The organism is Bradyrhizobium centrosematis (genome assembly GCF_045571495.1).
GTDB lineage: Bacteria > Pseudomonadota > Alphaproteobacteria > Rhizobiales > Xanthobacteraceae > Bradyrhizobium > Bradyrhizobium centrosematis.
In genome coordinates, this window is the sequence record NZ_CP120703.1 from 6,658,329 (window position 1) to 6,678,758 (window position 20,430).

Genomic DNA, 20,430 nt, shown 5'->3' on the forward strand with positions numbered 1-20,430 from the left:
CAGACGGTTGTCTGGAAAAATACTGCCAGCCGCGCCTCTCGTTTTGCGCTATCGCAAACTATCCTGCGATTGCAGGTGCCATCACACTCCCGAGCGTCAAGGAGGCACAATGGCCAAGGTCGACATATCGCTGGTTGCGCATTTGCCGCTGTTTGCCGGGGTCAGCCCGGAAGCTCTGGAGGAGATCCTGCGCGAGGCCCGTTCGGCGCGTTACCCGAAGAACAGTGCTATCTTCGAGCAGGGCGCGGACGCCCAGTCCTTTTTCCTGCTGCTGCATGGCCATGTCCGCGCGGCCAAGACCACGCCGACCGGCGAACAGATCGTGGTGCGCTATGTCGCACCCGGCGAAACGTTCGGGCTTGCCATGGCGATCGGCGCCGCGCGGTATCCAGCGACCGCGACCGCGGTCGACGACAGCGTGGTGCTGATCTGGCCGACCTCAGCCTGGCCGCGGCTGATCGAGCGATTTCCCTCGCTGGCCGCCAACACGCTCCAGACGGTCGGAACGCGCCTGCAGGAGAGCCACACCCGCATTCTGGAAATGTCGACTCAGCAGGTCGAGCAGCGCGTCGCACATGCGTTGCTGCGCCTCGCCAAACAGTCCGGCAAGAAGCTCGACCACGGCATCAAGATCGACTTCCCGATCAGCCGCCAGGACATCGCACAGATGACCGGCACCACGCTGCACACCGTCAGCCGCATCCTGAGTGGTTGGGAAAGCCAAGGCCTCGTCGAGAGCGGCCGCCAGCGCATCATCCTGCGCGATCCGCATGGGATCGTCGTCCTGGCGGAGCGGAGCGCCGACGGGGCGGCGTGACAGCCGTACCAGGACGACTCGGCCCAAAATAGGGGGGGGGAAGGCTTCCGCTTACGGCGAAAGCCGTCCCTCACCCGGGAATCCGCGCGCCCCCGCGCGAATGCCAGACCGCTTCACGCCGGCACGCAATCACTCAGCGCTGCCAGGAATTTCGCGCGGTCGATGCCATGCTCGCGGCAGGCATCGTCCACCGTGTGGAAGGTTGCGATGGGGCAACCCACGCAGGCCATCCTGAAGGCCAGAAACACGCGGATCGTGTGCGGCGCCGTGCGCATGATGTCATCGACCAGATCGTCGGATCGGAAAGACATGGATAACTCCGTTCCGATACGACGATAGCAGAACGGGCCGGAGCCTCCTTGTCGAAGCGCAAGCTGCCGTGTCATTCCGGGGCGCGCGGCGCACGATCTCAGATGCGCAATTGCGCGTCTGAGCTCTACTGCGCAGCAGATGACGTGGAGGAATGGATTCCGGGCTCGCGCCGCAGGGGCGCGCCCCGGAATAACGGGACGAGAGACCTTACACAGCGCGGCTGTGCAGCTGCTTTGCCGGATTCAGATGCGCGTCGAACGCGGCGGCGACGCTGCGGACCAGAAAGCGCGAATCCGTTGCAACTGCGAGGCGGTTGCCCTCCAGTTTCACGACGCCATCGGAGATCAGCGGTTTCAGGCGCGCCGCCGAGTTCAGCATCGCCCCGGCCTCTGCGCCATGGCGCGCACAGATGTCGCCGAGATCGGCGCTGAACTCGCACATGATGCGCTCGATGATATCGGCACGCAGCCGGTCGTCATCGGTGAGCCCATAGCCCTTCGCGGTGGCGAGGTGGCCTGCGGCGATGCTCTGCGCATAGGCGCCGATCTGCACCTCGTTCTGGACGTAGCCCTGCGGCAAATGCCCGATTGCACTCGCGCCGAAACCGAGCAAGACGTCACTCTTGTCGGTGGTGTAGCCCTGAAAATTGCGCCGCAGCGTGCGCTCCTCGAAGGCCACCGCCATGGAATCCTCTGGCTTCGCGAAATGATCGAGCCCGATCTGCACGTAACCGGCCTCCTTCAGCGCATTCGCGATCGCGCAGGCCTGGTCGTGGCGCGCGAGGCTGTCCGGCAGCACGGCCTCGTTGATCATGCGCTGGTGCTTCTTGAATTCGGGCACGTGGGCGTAGCCGAACACGGAGAAGCGGTCGGGCGCGAGCGAGAGGCTGCGCCGAACGGTATCCAGACACGACGCGACGGTCTGGTGCGGCAAGCCGTAGATCAGGTCGAAATTGATTCCCGCGATGCCGGCACGCCTGAGCATGTCGACCACGGAAGCGGTCTGCTCGAAGCTCTGCACGCGGTTGATCGCGCGCTGTACCACCGGATCGAAGCTCTGCACGCCAAGGCTCGCGCGGTTGACGCCGGAGAGCCGCATCGCCTCGACCATCTCGGCGGTCAACGTGCGAGGATCGATCTCGACCGCGATCTCGGCCGACGGCAGCACGAAGAACTCATGGCGCATCGTCGCCATCAACTCGGCGAAAGCTTCCGGTGCCATGATCGTCGGCGTGCCGCCGCCGAAATGGATATGCTCCACCTTGATGCGGCGGCCGATGGTTTCGGCGACCTGCACGATCTCGTTGCGCAGCGTCCGTTGATAGCCTGCGATGAGCTCGTCGCGGCGGACGATCTGGGTATGACAGCCGCAATACCAGCACATTTCGCGGCAGAACGGCACGTGGAGATAGAGCGACGCGCTGCCGCCGGCAGGGAGCTCGGACAGCCACCGGGCGTAGCTATCGGCACCGATCGCCGACGAGAAGTGAGGCGCGGTCGGATAGCTCGTGTAGCGCGGCAGTCTCTCTTCGCCGTAATTCGCTGCGAGATCAGTCCTCATGCTGTTACCTATTCGTAAATTCCGACCGCGAACCATCGCGGCAAGTCCCGGATAAGCCTCAATTTACCCGCTTGCGGCGCGCTCGCTTTGCGTTCGCTCAAAGTTCGGGCGCCGGATTGGGGCCATGGTGAGGTTCAATCATTGCCTCCGGGAGATAGGCCATGGCGTCGTTCGCGCTCGATCTTGTTCTCTGGTTCACCGGTATTCGTGGCCATATCCCGCGCTTCGACGATTTTCGTCCTGTCCCCGCCGCGCCGGTGACCGGCGCCGGTCACCTCGCACGGGTCCTGGCCCTCATGGCTGCCGTTTTCACCGCACTGTCGCTCGCGGTCTGGGGCACGGTCTGGATGGCGATACACCTGCTCTGATCGGATGCATCTAGACGATCGCGGCCGAATGGAGCTGAACATGCGAACGATTTGCTGCTTGAGCGGCCGACACCGCACAACATCATGTCCCTCGCATGATCGATGCGGGCTTCGGCGCATCGCTTGAGGAATTTACCGGAGACGAATCCGGCGAAAGCTTGTCGCAGCGCAAACACGCTTGCCGTAACAGGCGCACACTGCATCCCGTCATCAAAGACCATTTCAGATGAAGGATGCTTCCGATGTTCACCCGCAGAGTCGCATTGATCGGCGCCGCCGCGACAGCTCTGATGCTGGCGCCCCCCGTCTTGGCTGCTGATGATCTCAAACTGCCGCGTCAAAAGGTCGAGCTGGTGGCTCCGCCCTTCGTGCATGCGCACGAGCAGGCGACCAAGCAGGGCCCCAAGATCATCGAGTTCAAGCTCACGATCCAGGAGAAGAAGGTCGTGATCGACGAGAAGGGCACCACCTTCCAGGCAATGACCTTCAACGGCTCGATGCCGGGCCCGCTAATGGTCGTGCATGAGGGCGACTACGTCGAAACGACGCTGGTCAATCCCTCGACCAACACCATGCCGCACAATATCGACTTCCATTCCGCGACCGGCGCGCTCGGCGGCGGAGCGCTTACGTTGATCAATCCCGGCGAGCAGGTCGTGCTGCGCTGGAAGGCGACCAAGACCGGCGTGTTCGTCTATCACTGCGCCCCGGGCGGCCCGATGATCCCCTGGCACGTCGTTTCCGGCATGAACGGCGCCGTGATGGTGCTGCCGCGCGACGGACTGAACGACGGCAAGGGCCACGCGCTGAAATACGACAAGATCTACTATATCGGCGAGCAGGACATGTATGTGCCCCGCGACGAGAAGGGCAACTTCAAGTCCTACGACTCGCCGGGCGAAGCCTTCACCGAGACCGAAGAGGTGATGAAGAAGCTGACCCCCACCCACGTCGTGTTCAACGGCAAGGTCGGCGCGCTCACCGGCAAGAACGCACTGACCGCGAACGTCGGCGAGAACGTGCTGATCGTGCATTCGCAGGCCAATCGCGACAGCCGTCCGCATCTGATCGGCGGCCATGGCGACTATGTCTGGGAGACCGGCAAGTTCGGCAATGCACCTGAGGTCGGGCTCGAGACTTGGTTCATCCGCGGCGGTTCGGCGGGAGCTGCGCTGTACAAGTTCCAGCAGCCGGGCATCTACGCCTACGTTACGCACAATCTGATCGAGGCCGCGGATCTCGGTGCCACCGCGCATTTCAAGGTCGAAGGCAAGTGGAACGACGATCTGATGATGCAAGTAAAGGCACCTGCCGAAATACCGGCGGCCAGCACCAACTAGACGCGACAAGGGGCCGGTCATCACCGGCCCCTTCTTCCTTCGAGGGATGGCCATGCTGATCGCATTCAAGCTCAAACTGGCACTCGCCTGCGTCGCCGGGCTCGCAGGACCGATCGCGATCACGCCGCTGGTCTCGAGCATGGCGGTTCACGGCACGGCGGGAGAACCAGCGATCGTCGAAGTCGCGCCGGGCAGCCTGGCCTACCGCGAAGCCGGCGATTTCACGCGCGGCGGGCAGCAGGCCGAGGCACCGCTGCGCGCGATGCGCATGGAACGGCCGCTGCATATCATGCGAAATCAGGTCTCGTCTTCCGACTATCAGCTTTGCGTGCAGGACGGCGTCTGCCGCGCGCTCGATCGCGACGTGGCAATCGCCCACGATCGTCCCGCAGTGCAGGTGAACTGGCACGACGCCGAAGCCTATGCCGGTTGGCTGTCGCGCAAGACAGGCCGGCACTACCGGCTGCCGAGCGACGAGGAATGGGCTTTCGCGGCCGGATCCAGATTCAAGGATGACGGCGTAGCGGTTGATGCGAACGATCCTTCAAAGCGCTGGATCAGCCGCTATGAGCGTGAAGCCGAGCGCGACCTCTCCGACACCACGGCCTATCCGTTCGGCAAGTTCGGCCCTAACGAGCACGGTATCGAAGATCTCGCCGGCAATGTCTGGGAATGGACCTCGACCTGCTTCGTGCGCTCCCGTGTCGATGAGGCCGGCAATGCCGGCCGCCCGACCGTGAACTGCGGCGTGCGCGTCGCCGAGGGCGCGCACCGCGCCTATGTCACCGACTTCATCCGCGACGCTCGCGCCGGCGGCTGCGCCCAAGGCGTACCGCCCGCCAATCTCGGCTTCCGTCTGGTGCGCGAGGAGACGTCGTGGGTGGCGAGCCTGTCGGCGCGATGGAGCAAGGCGCGGGCAGCGAGGTCGTGACTAGCTCCGAGATATTAGGACGAGCGACGACGGAGCCTCATGCTCCGTCAATTGCGAGCGGAGCGAAGCGATCCAGAATCTTGCCGCGGCGATGCCTGGACGGCTTCGCCGCAAGAGTTCCTCGCAACGACGAGATTGAGGCAGACATCCTGCTCCCAACAGTCACCTGAACGCGCGGAGGATCAAATCGCGCGCGCGAACATGCGAAAGCCGGGCGCGCCGATGATCGTCTCGAAGGCGGGATCGCGCTTCTCTTCCGCAAAGACAAAGCCCGCCTTGGCATAGGCGCGCTCGGCGGGCTCGTTGCCGATCAGGAACGATATCGTCGCCCGGGTGAATCCAGCCGCCCGCCCCTTGTCCAGCGCGTGGGCGATCAGTGCTTGCACGAGACCGCGACCGCGAGAGGCCGGATCGGTCGCAACATGCTCGATCATCCAATCGCCCTCGCCGCCCTGAACCCAGCAGGCGCGTGTATAGGCGCCGCGGCGGCGGATCGCCTCGAGCTCCGGCGGAGTGAGCCCGATCGCGGCCGCGACCTCTTCGATCGCGCGCCAAGCCGCAACTCCGGTGCCCGCTGCAGGCAGGGCGCAAAGCGCCGCCGCCGGCTTGCCATCGACCTCGGCGACCAGGAATTGCGAGACGTGCCACATCGACACGGCACGCGCGAGCGCGATGCGCGCGATGAAGTTACGGCACTGCGCGTCGGGGAGCGCGAGGGCGACGTCGAACCATCCGCGCGGCCGGTAGCCGCGCTGTGACGACAGGATGGTTTGAGCGATGAACTCGGCGTCGTGGGGACGCGCCGACCGTATCGTCATGCGCGCCCCCCAATCACGCCGACCTTACGTGTTTTTCAGCGCGACGCGGAATTCGGCTTCGGTCTTGGCCTTGACCTCGTCGAGCGAAACGCCGTCGGCGAGTTCGATCAAGGCCATGCCGCCGTCGCCGTGCTTGTCGATCGTAAAGACGGCGAGATCCGTGACGACCATGTCGACCACGCGCTCGCCGGTCAGCGGCAAATTGCACTTCTTCAAGAGCTTTGCGCCATCCTTGGCCGAGTGCTCCATCACCACGACGACGCGCTTGACGCCGGCGACGAGGTCCATCGCGCCGCCCATGCCCTTGACCATCTTGCCCGGGATCATCCAGTTGGCGAGATCGCCGTTCTGGGCCACCTGCATGGCGCCGAGGATCGACAGATCCATGTGGCCGCCGCGGATCATGCCGAAGGAATCCGCGCTCGAGAAATACGAGGTGGACGGCAGCTCGCTGACCGTCTGCTTGCCGGCGTTGATCAGGTCCGGATCTTCCTCGCCCTCATAGGGAAACGGGCCCATGCCGAGCATGCCGTTCTCGCTCTGCAGGCTGACGTCCATGCCGTCGGGGATATAATTCGAGACCAGCGTCGGGATGCCGATGCCGAGATTGACGTAATAGCCGTCGCGCAATTCCTTCGCGGCACGCGCGGCCATCTGTTCACGGGTCCAGGCCATCAGATTTCAACTCCAGTGCCGGCCGCCGCCGCCTTCGTCGGACGGGGACGGGTGTTGCGGAATTCGATGCGCTTCTTGGCCGTGCCGACCTCGACGATGCGCTTCACGAAGATGCCGGGCGTGTGGATGTGGTCGGGATTGAGTTCACCGGCCGGAACCAGATGCTCGACCTCGGCGACCGTGATCTTGGCGGCGGTCGCCATCATCGGGTTAAAGTTGCGCGCGGTCTTGCGGTAGATCAGGTTGCCGGCGGTGTCGCCCTTCCAGGCATGCACGATGGCGAGGTCGGCGAACAGGCCGCGCTCCATCAGATATTTCTCGCCGTCGAATTCCTTCACTTCCTTGCCTTCGGCGATCAGCGTACCGACGCCGGTCTTGGTGTAGAAGGCCGGGATACCGGCGCCACCGGCGCGGATACGCTCGGCCAGCGTGCCCTGCGGATTGAACTCGAGTTCCAGCTCGCCGGCGAGGAATTGTTGGGCGAACAGCTTGTTCTCGCCGACATAGGACGAGATCATCTTCTTGATCTGCCGCGTTTCCAACAGGCGGCTGAGGCCGATGCCGTCGACGCCGGCATTGTTGGAGACCACCGTCAGGCCCTTGACGCCGGACTCGCGGATCGCATCCGACAGCTCCTCGGCGATGCCGCAGAGCCCGAAGCCTCCCGACATGATCATCATGTTGTCCTTCAGAATGCCTGACAGAGCCGACTTGGCGTCGGGATAGACCTTGTTCATGCAAAAAACCTTCGACTGAACCTGCGGCTTGGAGGCCTCGCGCCCTATTGGCGGCGATTATTAGGCGAAATCCTCCAAAGCCGTCAATGATACGGGGTTCTCTGCACCGCGCCCGGGTGATAGAAGCTGCCCACACCGTGGGCAGAACCGTCCGCGGCCTTGAAAGCGACAAGAAAACCCATCAAGTTGCGAGGGTTGGGCGTGGGCACGCAGGTTTCCCGACCCGCCCTTCTGGCTCCAACGACCAACCCGATCAGGACATGCCATTGACCATGGCCCAAGGAATGAAGCGCCTCGGGACGCCGATCGCGGCGCTGCTCGGCGTCGTGCTGATCGTCCTGATCGCGACCTCCTGGCTCATCAACCGCGACGCGCTGCGCAAGGCGGTCGAAGCTCAGATCCGCGACGTCACCGGGCTCGAGCTCAATGTCGCAGGCAACATCGACATCTCGCTGCTGCCGGCGAGCTACATCTCCTTCCATGACGTCGGCCTCAAGGGCGGCAGCACCAGCGATTCCGCGCTCCATATCGACGTGCTTACCGCCAATCTGCGGCTGCTGCCGCTCTTGCTACAGCGGTTCGAGATCGCCGACCTGACGCTGCTGCGACCGCGCATCCATGTCAGCCTGAAGCCGGATGGCGAGAGCAACTGGACGCCCTTCATCCAGACCATCGCGCGCACCATGAAGCCGGGAGCCGAGAACCAGGTCTCGTTTTCCGAGATCCGGATCCAGGACGGCGTGCTCGATTACGAGGACGCCGCCACGCACGCCACCGAGCAGTTCGACGACATCGACCTGTCGCTGGCCTGGCCCTCGATCTCGCGCTCCTTCGCCGCCACCGGACAGTTCGACTGGCGCGGCGAGCGCGTCGACGGCTCGATCAGCTTTTCCGATTTCGTCGCCGCCCTCTCCGGCGATCGCTCCGGGTTGAAGGCGCGCATCGCCAGTGCGCCGCTCAAGCTCGCCTTCGACGGCAGCGTTGCCAATCGCACCAGCCCGATGATGGAGGGCACGCTGACGATCGACAGCCCGTCCTTGCGCAACGCGCTGCGCTGGACCGGACAGCCGCAGCCCGCCAGCGGCGGCTTCGGCCGCTTCGCGCTGAAGGCGCGCGCCAACGTCATCGGCGCCTCGATCGCGCTCACCAATGTCAATGTCGAGCTCGACGGCAACGCCGCCGAGGGCGTGATGACCTACGCCAATAACGGCCGGCAGATGCTGCAGGCGACGCTGGCCGCCGACGCGCTCGACTTCACGCCTTATATCTCCACTTTCCGCCTGCTCGCGAGCGGGGCGCGCGACTGGAACAGGCAGCTGTTCGATCTCAACGGATTGTCGACCACCGATCTCGACATGCGCCTGTCGGCAGCAAAACTGACGGTCGGGCCGACAAAGCTCGGCCGCACCGCGATCGGTGCTAATTTGCGCAACGGCACGCTGGCGCTCTCGGTCGGCGAGGCGCAGGTCTATGGCGGCATCGCCAAGGGTTCGTTCGGCATCGCCCGCTCCGACACGGTCGCCGACATCAAGGCGCAATTCCAGTTCACCGACGTCGATCTCCAGGCCTGCGCCACCGAACTGTTCGGCCTCAACAAGCTGTCCGGCCGCGGCAACATCAACGTCTCGCTGTTCGCCTCGGGCTCGAGCCCGTTCGGCCTCGTGCAGTCGCTCGACGGCAGCGCCACCGTCACCGGTCACGACGGCGCGATCTCGGGCTTCAACGCCGAGCAGCTCCTGAAGCGGCTGGAGCGGCGGCCGCTGTCGGGCGGCGGCAATTTCCGCAACGGTTCGACGCCGTACAACAATCTCACCATTGCGGTGAGATTTTCCGACGGGATCGCCACCGCCGAGGACATCCGCATCGAAGGGCCGGCGGCGAAGATCACGCTGACCGGCACCGCCTCGGTGCCGACGCGCGAATACGACATGAAAGGCGTGGCGAGCCTCAATACGACGTCAGGCTTTCAGTTGCCCTTCATGGTGCAGGGCCCCTGGGACGATCCACTGATTTTCCCCGACCCAGAAAGCCTGATCCGGCAATCGCCGGCGGCGTCTCCCTTCCTCGATCTCCTGAAGCAGCGCATTACGGGCGGCGGAAAGCGTCCCGAGGGATCGCCGACGGCGGAGAATGCCAAGGAAAACGCCAAGTCGAACTAATCCATGATCCGGAGCCTTGTGCGGCGCTGCGAAGAGATCATCCTCAAACGACAACAGGCCTGAGGCGCGATGACTAGTCATCGTCATCGCGCTTTGGAACGATGAAAGCGTCGTCTTGGCTCGGCGGCCTGCGCGTGAACGGCCGGCCTGCCAAGTTCAACGCTCGTCCGACTTCATCCGATCCACCTCACGCGGCCGATTGGGTCGTCGAAATCCAGCTCTTGTCCTCCCGCACCAGGACCGGAGCGATCTTCGGCCCGGTCGCCACCGCAGGCGTGCTGCCCTGGCCTAGCTCGCGGGCCAACACCTCGCGGTCACAGGCGTTCTCCCACAGCGAAATCGTGATGGACGCGACGCAATTGCTGATCATGCTGGTCAGTGCCCGCGCCTCCGACATGAACCGGTCGATGCCGACCAGCAGTGCCACGCCGGTCACGGGCAAGTCCGGCATCACCGAAAGCGTCGCGACAAGCGCGACGAAGCCGCTGCCGGTGACGCCGGCCGCCCCTTTGGACGTCAGCAGCATCAGTCCGAGCATCGCCGCGATTTGTCCCCACGTCAGATGGATGTCGCAGGCCTGCGCGATGAACATGGACGCCAGGGTGAGATAGATGGCGCTGCCGTCCAGGTTGAAGGAATAGCCCATCGGCAGCACGAGGCCCGATACGCCCTTCCGGCATCCGAGCTGCTCCAGCTTGCGCAGCGCGCCAGGCAGCGCCGGCTCCGAGGACGACGTGCCGAGCACGATCAGCAATTCTTCCTTGAAGTAGCGGATGGTCTTCCACAGGCTGAAGCCGTTCAGCCGTGCCAGCGTACCAAGCACGACCACCACGAACACGGAACAGGCGATATAGAATGTCAGGATCAGAAGTCCGAGCGAGCCGATCGAGCGGATGCCGTAGCGGCCCACCGTGAATGCCATGGCGCCAAAGGCGCCGAGCGGCGCGAGCTTCATGATGAAGCCAAAGGACACGAACAGCACATGAGAGAACGAGGCCACGGCCTTCGTCACCACGACGCCGCCATCGCCGGCACGGCTGAGGCCAAAGGCGATCAGGATGGAGATCAGCAGGACAGGCAGCACCTCGCCATCCGCAAACGCTCCGAAGAATGAATGCGGAATGATGTGCAGCATGAAGTCCGCAAATCCGGTCGCACCGGCCTGCTTGGTGAATTTCGCAGCCACCGAGGGATCCAGCGTACTGACGGAAACGTGCATGCCGCCGCCCGGCTGGATCAACGATACGGCGATCAGCCCGGCCAGAAGCGCGAACACGGTCAGCAGGTAGAACAACGCCATGGACTTCACGAGCGTGCGGCCGACCTCGCGGGAATCGCTGATGCTGTTGATGCCGCTCACGATGGTGCAGAACACGATCGGCGCGATCATCATCTTGACCAGCTTGACGAAGCCGTCGCCAAGGGGCTTCAGCGCGGCGCCGAATTCGGGCCAGAAATGGCCCGTAGCGACACCGAGCATGAGGCCGATCAGCACCTGGACGTAGAGGATCCGGTAGAAGGGTTTTCTCGCCTCGGTGTTCGCGTGTCCAGCCAGCGCTTCCTTGTGCATTCTCGTTTCTCCCATGGCTCTGATTTTTTCTGTTGGTTTGGCGGCGCGAGCGTCAGGCCGCCAGCACCGAATGAGGCACGTGTGACCGGCGGGCGAACACGTGGCCCTCGAAGATTCGCCGGGCCGTCCGCAGCACCCGGGCAACCGGGCCGGGCTCAAGCCTGACCACGAGCTGGCCGGAGGGATGGGCAAGCGTGATCGGCACCGGCGGCGCCAGTGGTCCGACCATCTCTGCAGCGATCGTTCCGGGCGTGACGCACGCCGTGGCGATCGCGACAGCGCCGGTCACCGCCAGCGCGGTATGGCAGTCATGCGGCATGAAGTACCTGACGTTCAACGTCGCTCCGCTCGCGGGGGCGATCAGAACCGGTTTCGGGATCACCATCGTCGCGGCATTGGGAAAGCCCATCCGGCGTCCCGCTTCGATCCGCAACTCTTCGAGACGCGCGTGGAAGCCACTGTCGGCAAAGTCGGAGGGCGCCTCGCGGCCGCTCCATCCCAGATCTGCCGCACGGACCAGCATGACCGGCATCGCCGCGTCGAGGCAGGTCACATCGATTCCCCCGATGCGGTCGACCGCCCGTCCCGTCGGCAGGAGGCGGCCGGTGCGTGCGCCGGCCGCGTCGGGGAACGACAACTCGACCGGCGCGGCGGTTCCCGGCACACCGTCGATCCGCGCCTCGCCCTCGTAAGTCACGCGCCCTCCCGGCGTGGCGACCGTTGCGTCAATCAGCTTGCCGGTGTTGACGTTGTGGATGCGCACATGGGTGCGATCTGCGGCGGCGGCGATGAGGCCGGCTTCGATTGCGAATGGCCCCACCCCCGCCAGCATGTTTCCGCAATTCGGCGAGGTATCGACGATCCCTTCACGAACACGCACCTGGGCAAACAGGTAGTCGACGTCGGCACCGGGCACCGACGCCGGCCCAACGATCGCGACCTTGTTGATGACGGCATTGCCGCCGCCGATCCCGTCGATTCCCAGATCGTGCCCTCCTCCCATGACGGACAGCAGGACCGCGTCGCGTGACCTTGCGTCGGCCGGAAGATCGCGGGCCAGGAAAAACGGCCCGCGCGAGGTACCGCCGCGCATGACTACGCAGGGGATGGCAATCTGATCGTTCATGGAGCTGTTCCGTTTGGCGACTATTTCGCGCGGCCAGAGCATCTCTCGGCAGAACTCTTTTGTGAAATGCAAATATCTGATGTATTATTTCGTTTATCGGTATAATTGGAGGCTGCCATGAACGCGGAACTGCTCGATCTCAAGGCGTTCATCACCGTGGCGGAGACGGGAAGCTTCGTCCGCACCGCGCGGGCGCTCAACTTGTCGCAACCCGCACTCAGCCGACGCATTCAGAAGCTGGAAGAAGGCCTCGGTGCGCCGCTGCTCGAACGGTCGACGCGCCACGTCAATCTCACCATGACCGGCCGCGACTTCCTGCCGAAAGTGCGCCGCCTGATCGATGAGTTCGAGACCTCCGTGCTCGCCATTCACGATATCGGGGCGCGAAGTTCAGGCCTGGTCTCGGTGGCTGCGGTGCCGACGGCGGTGTTCTACTTCCTGCCGCGTGCGATCGGCCGGTTTGCCGAAGCCTATCCACGCATTCGCATCCGGATTCTCGACATCGGTGCCAATGAGGGATTGGAAGCGGTCGCGCGCGGCGAAGCCGATTTCGGCATCAATTTCATCGGTGCATCGCATGCCGAAATCGAATTCGAGAAGCTTCTCGAGGATCCTTTCGTCCTGGCCTGCCGTCATGATCATCCGCTGGCATCGCGCAAGCAGGTCAGTTGGTCCGAGATCGTGGCTCACCGGGTCATCACCGTCGGTCGCAACAGTGGCAATCGTGCGCTGATCGACAATGCGCTGGCACGACACGGCCTGCAGCTGAACTGGTCCTATGAAGTCGCTCACCTCTCCGGTTCGCTCGGCCTGGTCGAAGCGGGGCTCGGCATCGCCGTATTACCGAAGCTCGCGACGCCCGCGGCCGGCCATCCCATCATTCACACCATTCGCCTGATCGAGCCGGAAGTGTCGCGAACGATCGGCATCGTGCGCAGGCGCGGGGCGACTCTGTCCCCTCACGCCAACCAGTTTCTCAAGATGCTGCTCGAGGCGTGGCGCTCGCCTGCCCGGACGAGCGTGCAAGCCAGGCCGCGCTCCCGATCTGCCGACACGGGTTCAGACGCCGCCGCGACCGCCCCCAGAGGGAAACGCTGACAAGGCCACACGACACGAAGCGAATTGATTGGCATGTATCGATGCGGCCTTTGGATCGATGCGCGAATTCGCATGCCCACAGCCACTCTTCAACCGCGACATAGGTCTGACAAGAAGCCGCTAGATCGGATGACGGCCATGCGCTAGTGTTTTATACGACCGGTTAAAAACACCGGCCGTTTGAGGGAGAAAAACGTGAAATCCAAGGTTATTGGCGCAGTATCATTGGCGGTCGCTGCGGCCGGGCTGTTTGCAGCCGCTGCACCCGCATTTGCGCAGCAGAAGACGATCACGGTCTGGTGGGGCAAGGGCTTTTATCGCTCCGAAGACGACGCACTGATCGAGACAATCAAGAAATTCGAGGCCAAGACCGGCATCAAGGTCGAATTGTCGCAATACGCGATCCAGGACATGATCCCGAAGACGGTCGCCGCGCTCGATGCCGGCACCGTGCCCGACGTCGCCTATTCCGATTCCTATGACGTCCAGGCTCAGGGCAAGTGGGCCTATGAAGGCAAGCTCGAGGATCTCTCCGACGTCATGGAGCCGATCAAGGATCGGTTCGTGCAGAACACGCTGGATGCGTCGATCCTCTACAATGACGTCACCAAGAAGAAGGCCTATTATGGCTTCCCGCTGAAGCAGCAGAGCATGCACGTCCAGATCTGGAACGACATGCTGGAGAAGGCCGGCTTCAAGCAGGCCGATATCCCGAACGACTGGTCGGGCTACTGGACGTTCTGGTGCGACAAGGTGCAGCCGGCGATCCGCAAGGCGACCGGCCAGCGCATTTACGCCGTCGGCCAGCCGATGGGCGTGGAATCCACCGACGCCTTCCAGTCGTTCTACACCTTCATGGACGCCTACCACGTCAAGCTGGTCGACGACGACGGCAAGCTGCTGGTCGACGACCCCAAGGTTCGCGAGAACCTGATCAAGGCGATGAAGGACTATACCGACACCTACATCAAGGGCTGCACGCCGCCGTCCTCGACGACCTGGAAGGATCCCGACAACAACGTCGCCTTCCACAACAAAACCATCGTGATGACCCACAATTTCACGATCTCGATCGCGGCGAAATGGTTCGAGGACTCGCAGAACCAGGCGCTTACCCAGGAGCAGCGCGACGCCGGCAAGAAGGCCTATGAGCAGGACATCATCACCGCGTCCTTCCCGAAGGCGCCCGATGGTTCGACCATCCGCTACCGTTCCGACGTCAAGACCGGACTGATCTTCACCGCGGCCAAGAACAAGGCCGAGGCCAAGCAGTTCATCAGCTTCCTGCTCCAGGAAGAGAACGTCCGTCCCTACATCGAAGGCGCGCTCGGCCGCTGGTTCCCGGTGACGAAGGAGAGCCAGGAAAGCCCGTTCTGGCAGGCTGACAAGCACCGCAAGGCCGTCTACACGCAGTTCAAGGGCGGCACGGCGGCGTTCGATTTCACCAAGAACTGGAAGTTCACGATCCTGAACAACGAGAACGTGTGGGCCAAGGCGATGAACCGCGTCGTCAGCGAGAAGGTTCCGGTCGACAAGGCCGTCGACGAGCTGATCGCCCGCATCAAGCAGGTCGCGGGTTAATTCATCCGCCCCTCTCCCCGCCTCGCGGGGAGAGGTGTTAGAACAACACCGGCCGCGTTTCGCGGCCGGCTTCTCTTTGAAGAGTCCAAAAAGAATGGCGATTACGCTCTCAGGCGATCAGGCACTTCCGAGCCCGCCCCTGTCGTCGCGGCTGACCCCGGCGCAGGTGTGGGGCATCGTGCTGCTCGCACCCTATCTGCTCGTTTTCCTTGCCTTCGTCGTCTATCCAGTCTGCTACGGGCTTTGGCTGGCGCGCGCTCCGGAGAATTACGTCGCGCTCTACAACGATCCGATCTTCGCACGTGCCGCGGTCAACACGCTGATCTTCCTGGTCATCGGCATCAACATCAAGATGCTGATCGCGCTGTTCCTGTCAGGCTTCTTCGCCGTGCAGCGCCCCTGGATCAAATGGCTCTCGGTGATCTTCATCCTGCCCTGGGCCGTGCCGTCGATCCCGACCATCCTGTCGGTGCGATTCATGCTCAACCCCGAATGGGGCGTGATCAACCACCTCATCTTCTCCTTCACCGGCGACGACGGCCCGAACTGGCTGAACGACCCGACCGTCGCGCTCAGCATGGCGATCGGCGTGCACATCTGGAAGTCGCTGCCGTTCTGGACGCTGATCCTGATCACCGGCCGCCTTGCGATCTCGCACGATTTGTTCGAGGCCGCCGAGGTCGATGGCGCGAGCTGGTGGCAGAAATTCCGCTACATCACCTGGCCGTCGATGCAGACGCTCTACGTCACCTGCACGCTGCTCTCGATGATCTGGACGCTCGGCGATTTCAACAGCGTCTACCTGCTCACCGGCGGTGGCCCGGCCGACCTCACCCACGTGCTGTCGACGCTCGGCATCCGCTATCTCCGGCTCGACCAGCTCTCGCTGGCAATGGCGTCCATCGTCTGCGCGATGCCGTTCGTCCTGCCGCTCGTGTACTTCATGATGAAACGGTTGTCGCGATGAAGCTCCCCTCCTTGCGTGAAGTCGCGACCGAAGCGCGGCTCCTGCTGATCGGCATTCCCGTCTTCCTGTGGACGATGATCCCGATCTATCACATGTTCCTGTTCGCGATCTCCCCGAAGGAGGACGCGTTCTCGGGCAAGCTGTGGCCGGATCATCCGACGCTGCACAACTTCGAGATCGTGTTCAAGCAGCAGCATTATTTCCTGCGCGACTTCTACGTCCAGTTCTGGAATTCGACGGTGATCGCGGCGTCCGTCGGCGTGCTGACGCTGTTCATCGCGACCGCCGCGGCTTTCTCGATCTCGCGGCTGAAGGTGCCGGGCGGTCGCATGGTGTTGAACCTCGCGCTGTTCACCTACTTCATCCCAGCAGCGTTCCTCGCCGTGCCGATGTACCGGACCATGGGCAATTACGGCCTGCTCAACAATCACTGGTCGCTGATCCTGGCGATGGTGACGATCGCGAGCCCGTACGCGATCTGGGTGCTCAAGCAGGCTTCCGACAAGCTGCCGGTCGAGCTGGACGAAGCCGCCGTGATGGACGGCGCGACGACGCTGCAGATCTTCCGCCTGGTCTACCTGCCGCTGATGATGCCCTCGCTGGTCGCGATCGGCACCTACGCGGTGCTGCTGGCCTGGAACGAATACCTCTACGCGTTCCTGCTGCTCTCCAATGACCGCGAGATCACCCTCCCCGTCGCGCTCGGCAACTTCCTCGCTGCCGACGATTCGCCGTGGGAGCTGCTGATGACCACCGGCTTCATCTATGCGCTGCCGCCGGCCGCAGTCTATTACGCCTTCCGCCGCTACATGGTGGGCGGGCTCACGGCGGGCGCGGTGAAGTCCTAGAGCATTTTCGGTTCTGATTGACTCAGAACCGAAGCTCCAGATTCTTGTTTTGACGCGTTTTCTTCACGCGAACCGGTGTCCTCTTCGCTCGAAAACGCTCTAAGCAATCTCCGCGCGCTTCCGGCGATAGGCGACAAGAAGCGCGATCGTCGAGCCGATGAAATAGCCGGCGGTCGCGCCCGAGATGGCACGGCCGACAATGATCGCCAACGCGCGGTCGGCCGCATCGATTGCCGAGATCACGCCGACCCCATATTGCAGCGAGAACACGACGAGGTTGCGGATCAAGCCAAGCGCGCTGCCGGGGCGGATGATCTCGCCCGTCTCGTGATCCACATCGAAAGGGCGTGGCGTCAGCACACCCAGCGGCAGAAGTGCCAGCGCGGCTGCAATCCAGGCGATCAGCGGCCAGGCACTGCCCTGAGGCCCGAAGCCGATCCGCGACATCCCCCAGACGATGAACACGACCGGCAGGATCAGCGCACGCCAGATCGGCATCTTGCGAGGCTGCATCGACTGGATGCCCTGCCAGACCAGATAGGCCAGCAGTACCCAAACCCAGGGCGGCGTGTGGATCAGCACCTGATAGGCGAACATCCCGGTCAGTTTCCCTGTTTACAGCGGCGCTGCGCTCTCGCCCTGCGAGCTCGATAGCTTCGAGGCGAGCGAAGCCACGACGATGACGACCGCGATCAGCGCAATCACCAGCGTGCAGATTGCGTTGATCTCCGGCTTTACCCCCAGACGTACCTCGGAATAGATGCGGATCGGCAAGGTGGCCGAGCCAGGGCCGGTGGTGAAGCTCGCGATCACGAGATCGTCCAGCGACAGCGTGAAGGCTAGCATCCAGCCCGCGACGATCGCAGGGGCGATCAGCGGCAACGTCACCGAAAGAAAGGCACGGACCGGGTCGCAGCCGAGGTCCATCGCGGCCTCCTCGAGCGAACGATCGAGCGAGCCGAGCCGGGACTGCACCACCACGGCAACGAAGCACATCGTCAGCGTGGTGTGGGCGATCGTCACTGTCCAGAACCCGCGCTCGGCGTTCAGCGCCACGAACAACAGCAGCAGCGACAATCCGGTGATCACCTCAGGCATCACCAGCGGCGCATAGAGCATGCCGGAGAACAGCGTGCGGCCGCGAAAACGCTCGCCGCGCGAGAGCGCAATCGCCGCAAGCGTGCCGAGCAGTGTCGCGATGGTGGCGGAGGAGACCGCGACCCGCAGGCTCATCCAGGCCGCCTCGATCATGGCACGGTCATTGAAGAACTCGTGATACCAGCGCAGCGACCAGCCGCCCCATACCGTCACCAGGCGCGAGGCGTTGAACGAATAAATAATGAGGACGAGGATCGGCAGGTAAAGGAAGGCCAGCCCCAGCGCGAGCGAGGCGATGTTGAAGCGGGTGAGACGAAGGGCCATCCGCATGTCTCAACGCCCCTGTTCCAATTGCCGTTTCTGCAGCCGCTCGTACAGCAAGAGCGGCACCAGCAGCACCACCAGCAGCACGATGGCCGCGGCGGAGGCGACCGGCCAGTCCTTGTTGGTGAAGAACTCGAGCCAGAGGGTCTGGCCGATCATCAGCGAATTGGAGCCGGCCAGAAGGTCCGGAATGACGAACTCGCCGACAACAGGGATGAAACACAAGAGCACGCCGGCGCCGACCCCGGGCAGCGACAGCGGGAAGGTGACAAGCCAGAACACCTGCCAGGGCGGCGCGCCGAGATCAGAGGCCGCCTCCTCCAGCGCAGGCTCCATCTTGGCGAGCGTGGCGTAAAGCGGCAGGATCATGAACGGCAGGTAGGAATAGACGATGCCGACATACATCGCGCTGTCGGTGGAGAGCCAGACCACAGGCTGGCTGACCAGGTGCAGCGCCAGCAGGATCTGGTTGAGCAGGCCGTCGTGCTGGAGGATGTTGATCCAGGCATAGATGCGGATCAGGAACGAGGTCCAGAACGGCACGATCACCAGCACCATCGCCACCGCCTGCCAACTCCTCGGCAGCCGCGCCATGCCGTAGGCGGTGGGGTAGCCGATCAAAAGCAGCAGGGCAGTCGCCGTCACGGCGACGGTGAGGCTGCGCACATAGGCAAACACGTAGATCTCGTCGGAGGCGAGCAGCCTGAAATTGTCGAGCGACAGCGCGGCAAAAGCCGTCTCGAGTGCTCCCCACCCCGCCGTCAGATCGAACACGGGTTCATAAGGCGGCTGCGCGATCGCGGTCTGCGACAGGCTGATCTTCAGCACGAAGGCGAACGGCACCAGGAAGAACAGCACCATCCAGACATAAGGCGCGATCGCGGCAAAGCGCGCTGGCCTTGCGAAGATGCGGCGGGCGCTCATGATTGCAGCACCACGCAATCGTCAGGCGTGAACCAGGCGACGACATGCTGGTTCAGGCTGTAGGCATCGACGTCGAGCCGGGCGCTGTTGGCGACGGAGGCCTGCACTATCCCGCCGGTGTCGAGCCTCACCTTATAAGTGGTGGTGCCGCCGAGATAGCAGATGTCGGCGATCACGCCGTCCAGAGCGTTGATGACGGTTCCACGACCGGCCTCGCTCACCGGCCCGCGGCGCGATAGCTTGATCTTCTCGGGACGAATTGCGATCGAGAATCGTCCCGCGCCGAGCGGCTCGCGCGGCTCGGCCACCACCAGCGTACCCGCATCACGCGTGCCAATGACCAGACGATGACCGTCGCGCAATTTGGTCTCGCCGTCGAACAGATTGACGTCGCCGACGAATTCCGCGATCCAGCGCGAGCGCGGCGCCTCGTAGAGCTCGCGGGGGGGTGCGACCTGGGCAAGCTTGCCTGATTTCATCACGCCGATCCGGCTCGCCATCGTCATCGCCTCCTCCTGATCGTGGGTGACGATGATGAAAGTCATGCCGAGGCGGCGCTGCAGCTCCATCAATTCGACTTGCGTGCTCTCGCGCAGCTTCTTGTCGAGTGCCGCGAGCGGCTCGTCGAGCAGCAGCAGCTGCGGCTGGCGCGCCAATGCGCGGGCGAGCGCCACGCGCTGACGCTGGCCGCCGGACAACTGGTCCGGCTTGCGCTTCTCCAACCCTTCGAGCTTCACCAGCGCGACCATCTCCGCCACGCGCGTGGCGATGTCGGCGCGCGCCATGCCGGCTCGCTTCAGGCCGAAGGCGATGTTATCGCGCACCGACAAATGCGGGAACAGCGCGTAGTTCTGGAACATCATGTTGATGGGACGCTCATGCGGCAGCGCCTGCGCAATGTCCTTGCCGCCGAGCAATATGCGCCCCTCGTCCGGCGCCTCGAATCCCGCGAGCATCCGCAGAAGCGTGGTCTTGCCGCAGCCGCTCGGGCCCAGCAGCGCGAAGAACTCCCCGGTTTTGATGTCGAGCGAGACGGCGTCGACGGCCCGAAACGTCCCGAAGCTCTTCGCGACGCCCTCGATGCGCAGCAACGGTTGCCCGGCTGCGGGAAGCGCATCTTTGGCGGCTACGTCAGCCGCGATATCCGTTCCGGGCAACTCTTCCGCCATGATCCCTG

20 protein-coding genes are annotated in these 20,430 nt (G+C 63.6%); 9 read left to right on the plus strand and 11 right to left on the minus strand.

Annotated features, from left to right (window positions below; genetic code table 11):
* The first annotated feature begins 109 nt into the window (after positions 1-109).
* Positions 110-817 (plus strand): Crp/Fnr family transcriptional regulator, encoded by a 708-nt coding sequence (locus tag P6U31_RS31410; protein WP_407185525.1) that lies wholly within the window; start codon positions 110-112, stop codon positions 815-817.
* A gap of 113 nt (positions 818-930) precedes the next feature.
* On the opposite strand, the gene P6U31_RS31415 is transcribed toward P6U31_RS31410, so the two are convergent.
* Together P6U31_RS31415 and hemN are read right to left on the minus strand one after the other, a co-directional pair.
* Entirely contained in the window at positions 931-1,128 is a 198-nt protein-coding gene (locus P6U31_RS31415) for a DUF1858 domain-containing protein (RefSeq protein WP_407185526.1), read from the minus strand.
* A gap of 208 nt (positions 1,129-1,336) precedes the next feature.
* Positions 1,337-2,689 (minus strand): oxygen-independent coproporphyrinogen III oxidase, encoded by a 1,353-nt coding sequence (gene hemN, locus P6U31_RS31420; RefSeq protein WP_407185527.1) that lies wholly within the window; start codon positions 2,687-2,689, stop codon positions 1,337-1,339.
* Positions 2,690-2,850: 161 nt separating this feature from the next.
* On the opposite strand from hemN, the gene P6U31_RS31425 reads away from it, so the two are divergent.
* The 3 genes from P6U31_RS31425 (at position 2,851) to P6U31_RS31435 (ending at position 5,328) form a co-directional block, all read left to right on the plus strand.
* A complete protein-coding gene (locus tag P6U31_RS31425; RefSeq protein ID WP_407185528.1) occupies positions 2,851-3,057 on the plus strand; it encodes a hypothetical protein in 207 nt (68 codons plus the stop codon).
* Between the two features lie 242 nt (positions 3,058-3,299).
* Complete coding sequence (nirK, locus tag P6U31_RS31430; RefSeq protein WP_407185529.1) at positions 3,300-4,397, plus strand: copper-containing nitrite reductase; 1,098 nt, start codon at positions 3,300-3,302, stop codon at positions 4,395-4,397.
* Positions 4,398-4,449: 52 nt separating this feature from the next.
* Positions 4,450-5,328 carry an SUMF1/EgtB/PvdO family nonheme iron enzyme gene (locus P6U31_RS31435; RefSeq protein WP_407185530.1) on the plus strand — a complete coding sequence of 293 codons (879 nt, stop codon included), beginning with the start codon at positions 4,450-4,452 and terminating at the stop codon, positions 5,326-5,328.
* A 182-nt stretch (positions 5,329-5,510) separates the two neighbouring features.
* On the opposite strand, the gene P6U31_RS31440 is transcribed toward P6U31_RS31435, so the two are convergent.
* From P6U31_RS31440 to P6U31_RS31450, 3 genes are read right to left on the minus strand one after another with little or no spacing between them, the layout of a single operon-like run.
* Positions 5,511-6,146: a GNAT family N-acetyltransferase gene (locus P6U31_RS31440; protein ID WP_407185531.1), complete on the minus strand. Its 636-nt coding sequence runs from the start codon at positions 6,144-6,146 to the stop codon at positions 5,511-5,513.
* Positions 6,147-6,170: 24 nt separating this feature from the next.
* Positions 6,171-6,821, minus strand: a complete 651-nt coding sequence (locus P6U31_RS31445; protein ID WP_407185532.1) for a CoA transferase subunit B — start codon at positions 6,819-6,821, stop codon at positions 6,171-6,173.
* Positions 6,821-7,558: a CoA transferase subunit A gene (locus P6U31_RS31450; RefSeq protein WP_407185533.1), complete on the minus strand. Its 738-nt coding sequence runs from the start codon at positions 7,556-7,558 to the stop codon at positions 6,821-6,823. Before P6U31_RS31450 ends, P6U31_RS31445 begins: the two co-directional genes overlap by 1 nt.
* A 272-nt stretch (positions 7,559-7,830) precedes the next feature.
* Here P6U31_RS31450 and P6U31_RS31455 point away from each other — a divergent pair, with 272 nt between their 5' ends.
* On the plus strand, positions 7,831-9,717 hold the full coding sequence (locus P6U31_RS31455) for an AsmA family protein (RefSeq protein WP_407185534.1): 1,887 nt from the start codon (positions 7,831-7,833) through the stop codon (positions 9,715-9,717).
* Positions 9,718-9,904: 187 nt separating this feature from the next.
* Here the strand turns inward: P6U31_RS31455 and dctA are convergent, their stop codons facing one another.
* Together dctA and P6U31_RS31465 are read right to left on the minus strand one after the other, a co-directional pair.
* Entirely contained in the window at positions 9,905-11,287 is a 1,383-nt protein-coding gene (dctA, locus tag P6U31_RS31460) for a C4-dicarboxylate transporter DctA (RefSeq protein WP_407185535.1), read from the minus strand.
* Between the two features lie 52 nt (positions 11,288-11,339).
* On the minus strand, positions 11,340-12,413 hold the full coding sequence (locus tag P6U31_RS31465; RefSeq protein ID WP_407185536.1) for a 4-oxalomesaconate tautomerase: 1,074 nt from the start codon (positions 12,411-12,413) through the stop codon (positions 11,340-11,342).
* A 117-nt stretch (positions 12,414-12,530) separates the two neighbouring features.
* Here P6U31_RS31465 and P6U31_RS31470 point away from each other — a divergent pair, with 117 nt between their 5' ends.
* The 4 genes from P6U31_RS31470 to P6U31_RS31485 all read left to right on the plus strand — a co-directional run bounded on the left by P6U31_RS31470 (position 12,531) and on the right by P6U31_RS31485 (position 16,907).
* Entirely contained in the window at positions 12,531-13,511 is a 981-nt protein-coding gene (locus P6U31_RS31470) for a LysR substrate-binding domain-containing protein (RefSeq protein ID WP_407185537.1), read from the plus strand.
* Positions 13,512-13,706: 195 nt separating this feature from the next.
* On the plus strand, positions 13,707-15,092 hold the full coding sequence (locus P6U31_RS31475; protein WP_128927803.1) for an ABC transporter substrate-binding protein: 1,386 nt from the start codon (positions 13,707-13,709) through the stop codon (positions 15,090-15,092).
* A gap of 94 nt (positions 15,093-15,186) precedes the next feature.
* Entirely contained in the window at positions 15,187-16,059 is an 873-nt protein-coding gene (locus tag P6U31_RS31480) for a carbohydrate ABC transporter permease (protein ID WP_407185538.1), read from the plus strand.
* A complete protein-coding gene (locus P6U31_RS31485; RefSeq protein WP_128927805.1) occupies positions 16,056-16,907 on the plus strand; it encodes a carbohydrate ABC transporter permease in 852 nt (283 codons plus the stop codon). Before P6U31_RS31480 ends, P6U31_RS31485 begins: the two co-directional genes overlap by 4 nt.
* Positions 16,908-17,006: 99 nt before the next feature.
* On the opposite strand, the gene P6U31_RS31490 is transcribed toward P6U31_RS31485, so the two are convergent.
* From P6U31_RS31490 to P6U31_RS31505, 4 genes are read right to left on the minus strand one after another with little or no spacing between them, the layout of a single operon-like run.
* Entirely contained in the window at positions 17,007-17,504 is a 498-nt protein-coding gene (locus P6U31_RS31490; RefSeq protein ID WP_407185539.1) for a DUF6622 family protein, read from the minus strand.
* A gap of 18 nt (positions 17,505-17,522) precedes the next feature.
* Positions 17,523-18,335 carry an ABC transporter permease gene (locus P6U31_RS31495; protein ID WP_407185540.1) on the minus strand — a complete coding sequence of 271 codons (813 nt, stop codon included), beginning with the start codon at positions 18,333-18,335 and terminating at the stop codon, positions 17,523-17,525.
* Between the two features lie 3 nt (positions 18,336-18,338).
* Complete coding sequence (locus tag P6U31_RS31500; protein ID WP_407185541.1) at positions 18,339-19,253, minus strand: ABC transporter permease; 915 nt, start codon at positions 19,251-19,253, stop codon at positions 18,339-18,341.
* Positions 19,250-20,422, minus strand: coding sequence for an ABC transporter ATP-binding protein (locus tag P6U31_RS31505; RefSeq protein WP_407190007.1), 1,173 nt, complete (start codon positions 20,420-20,422; stop codon positions 19,250-19,252). The genes P6U31_RS31500 and P6U31_RS31505 overlap by 4 nt, the downstream gene beginning before the upstream one ends.
* Between the last annotated feature and the right edge of the window lie 8 nt (positions 20,423-20,430).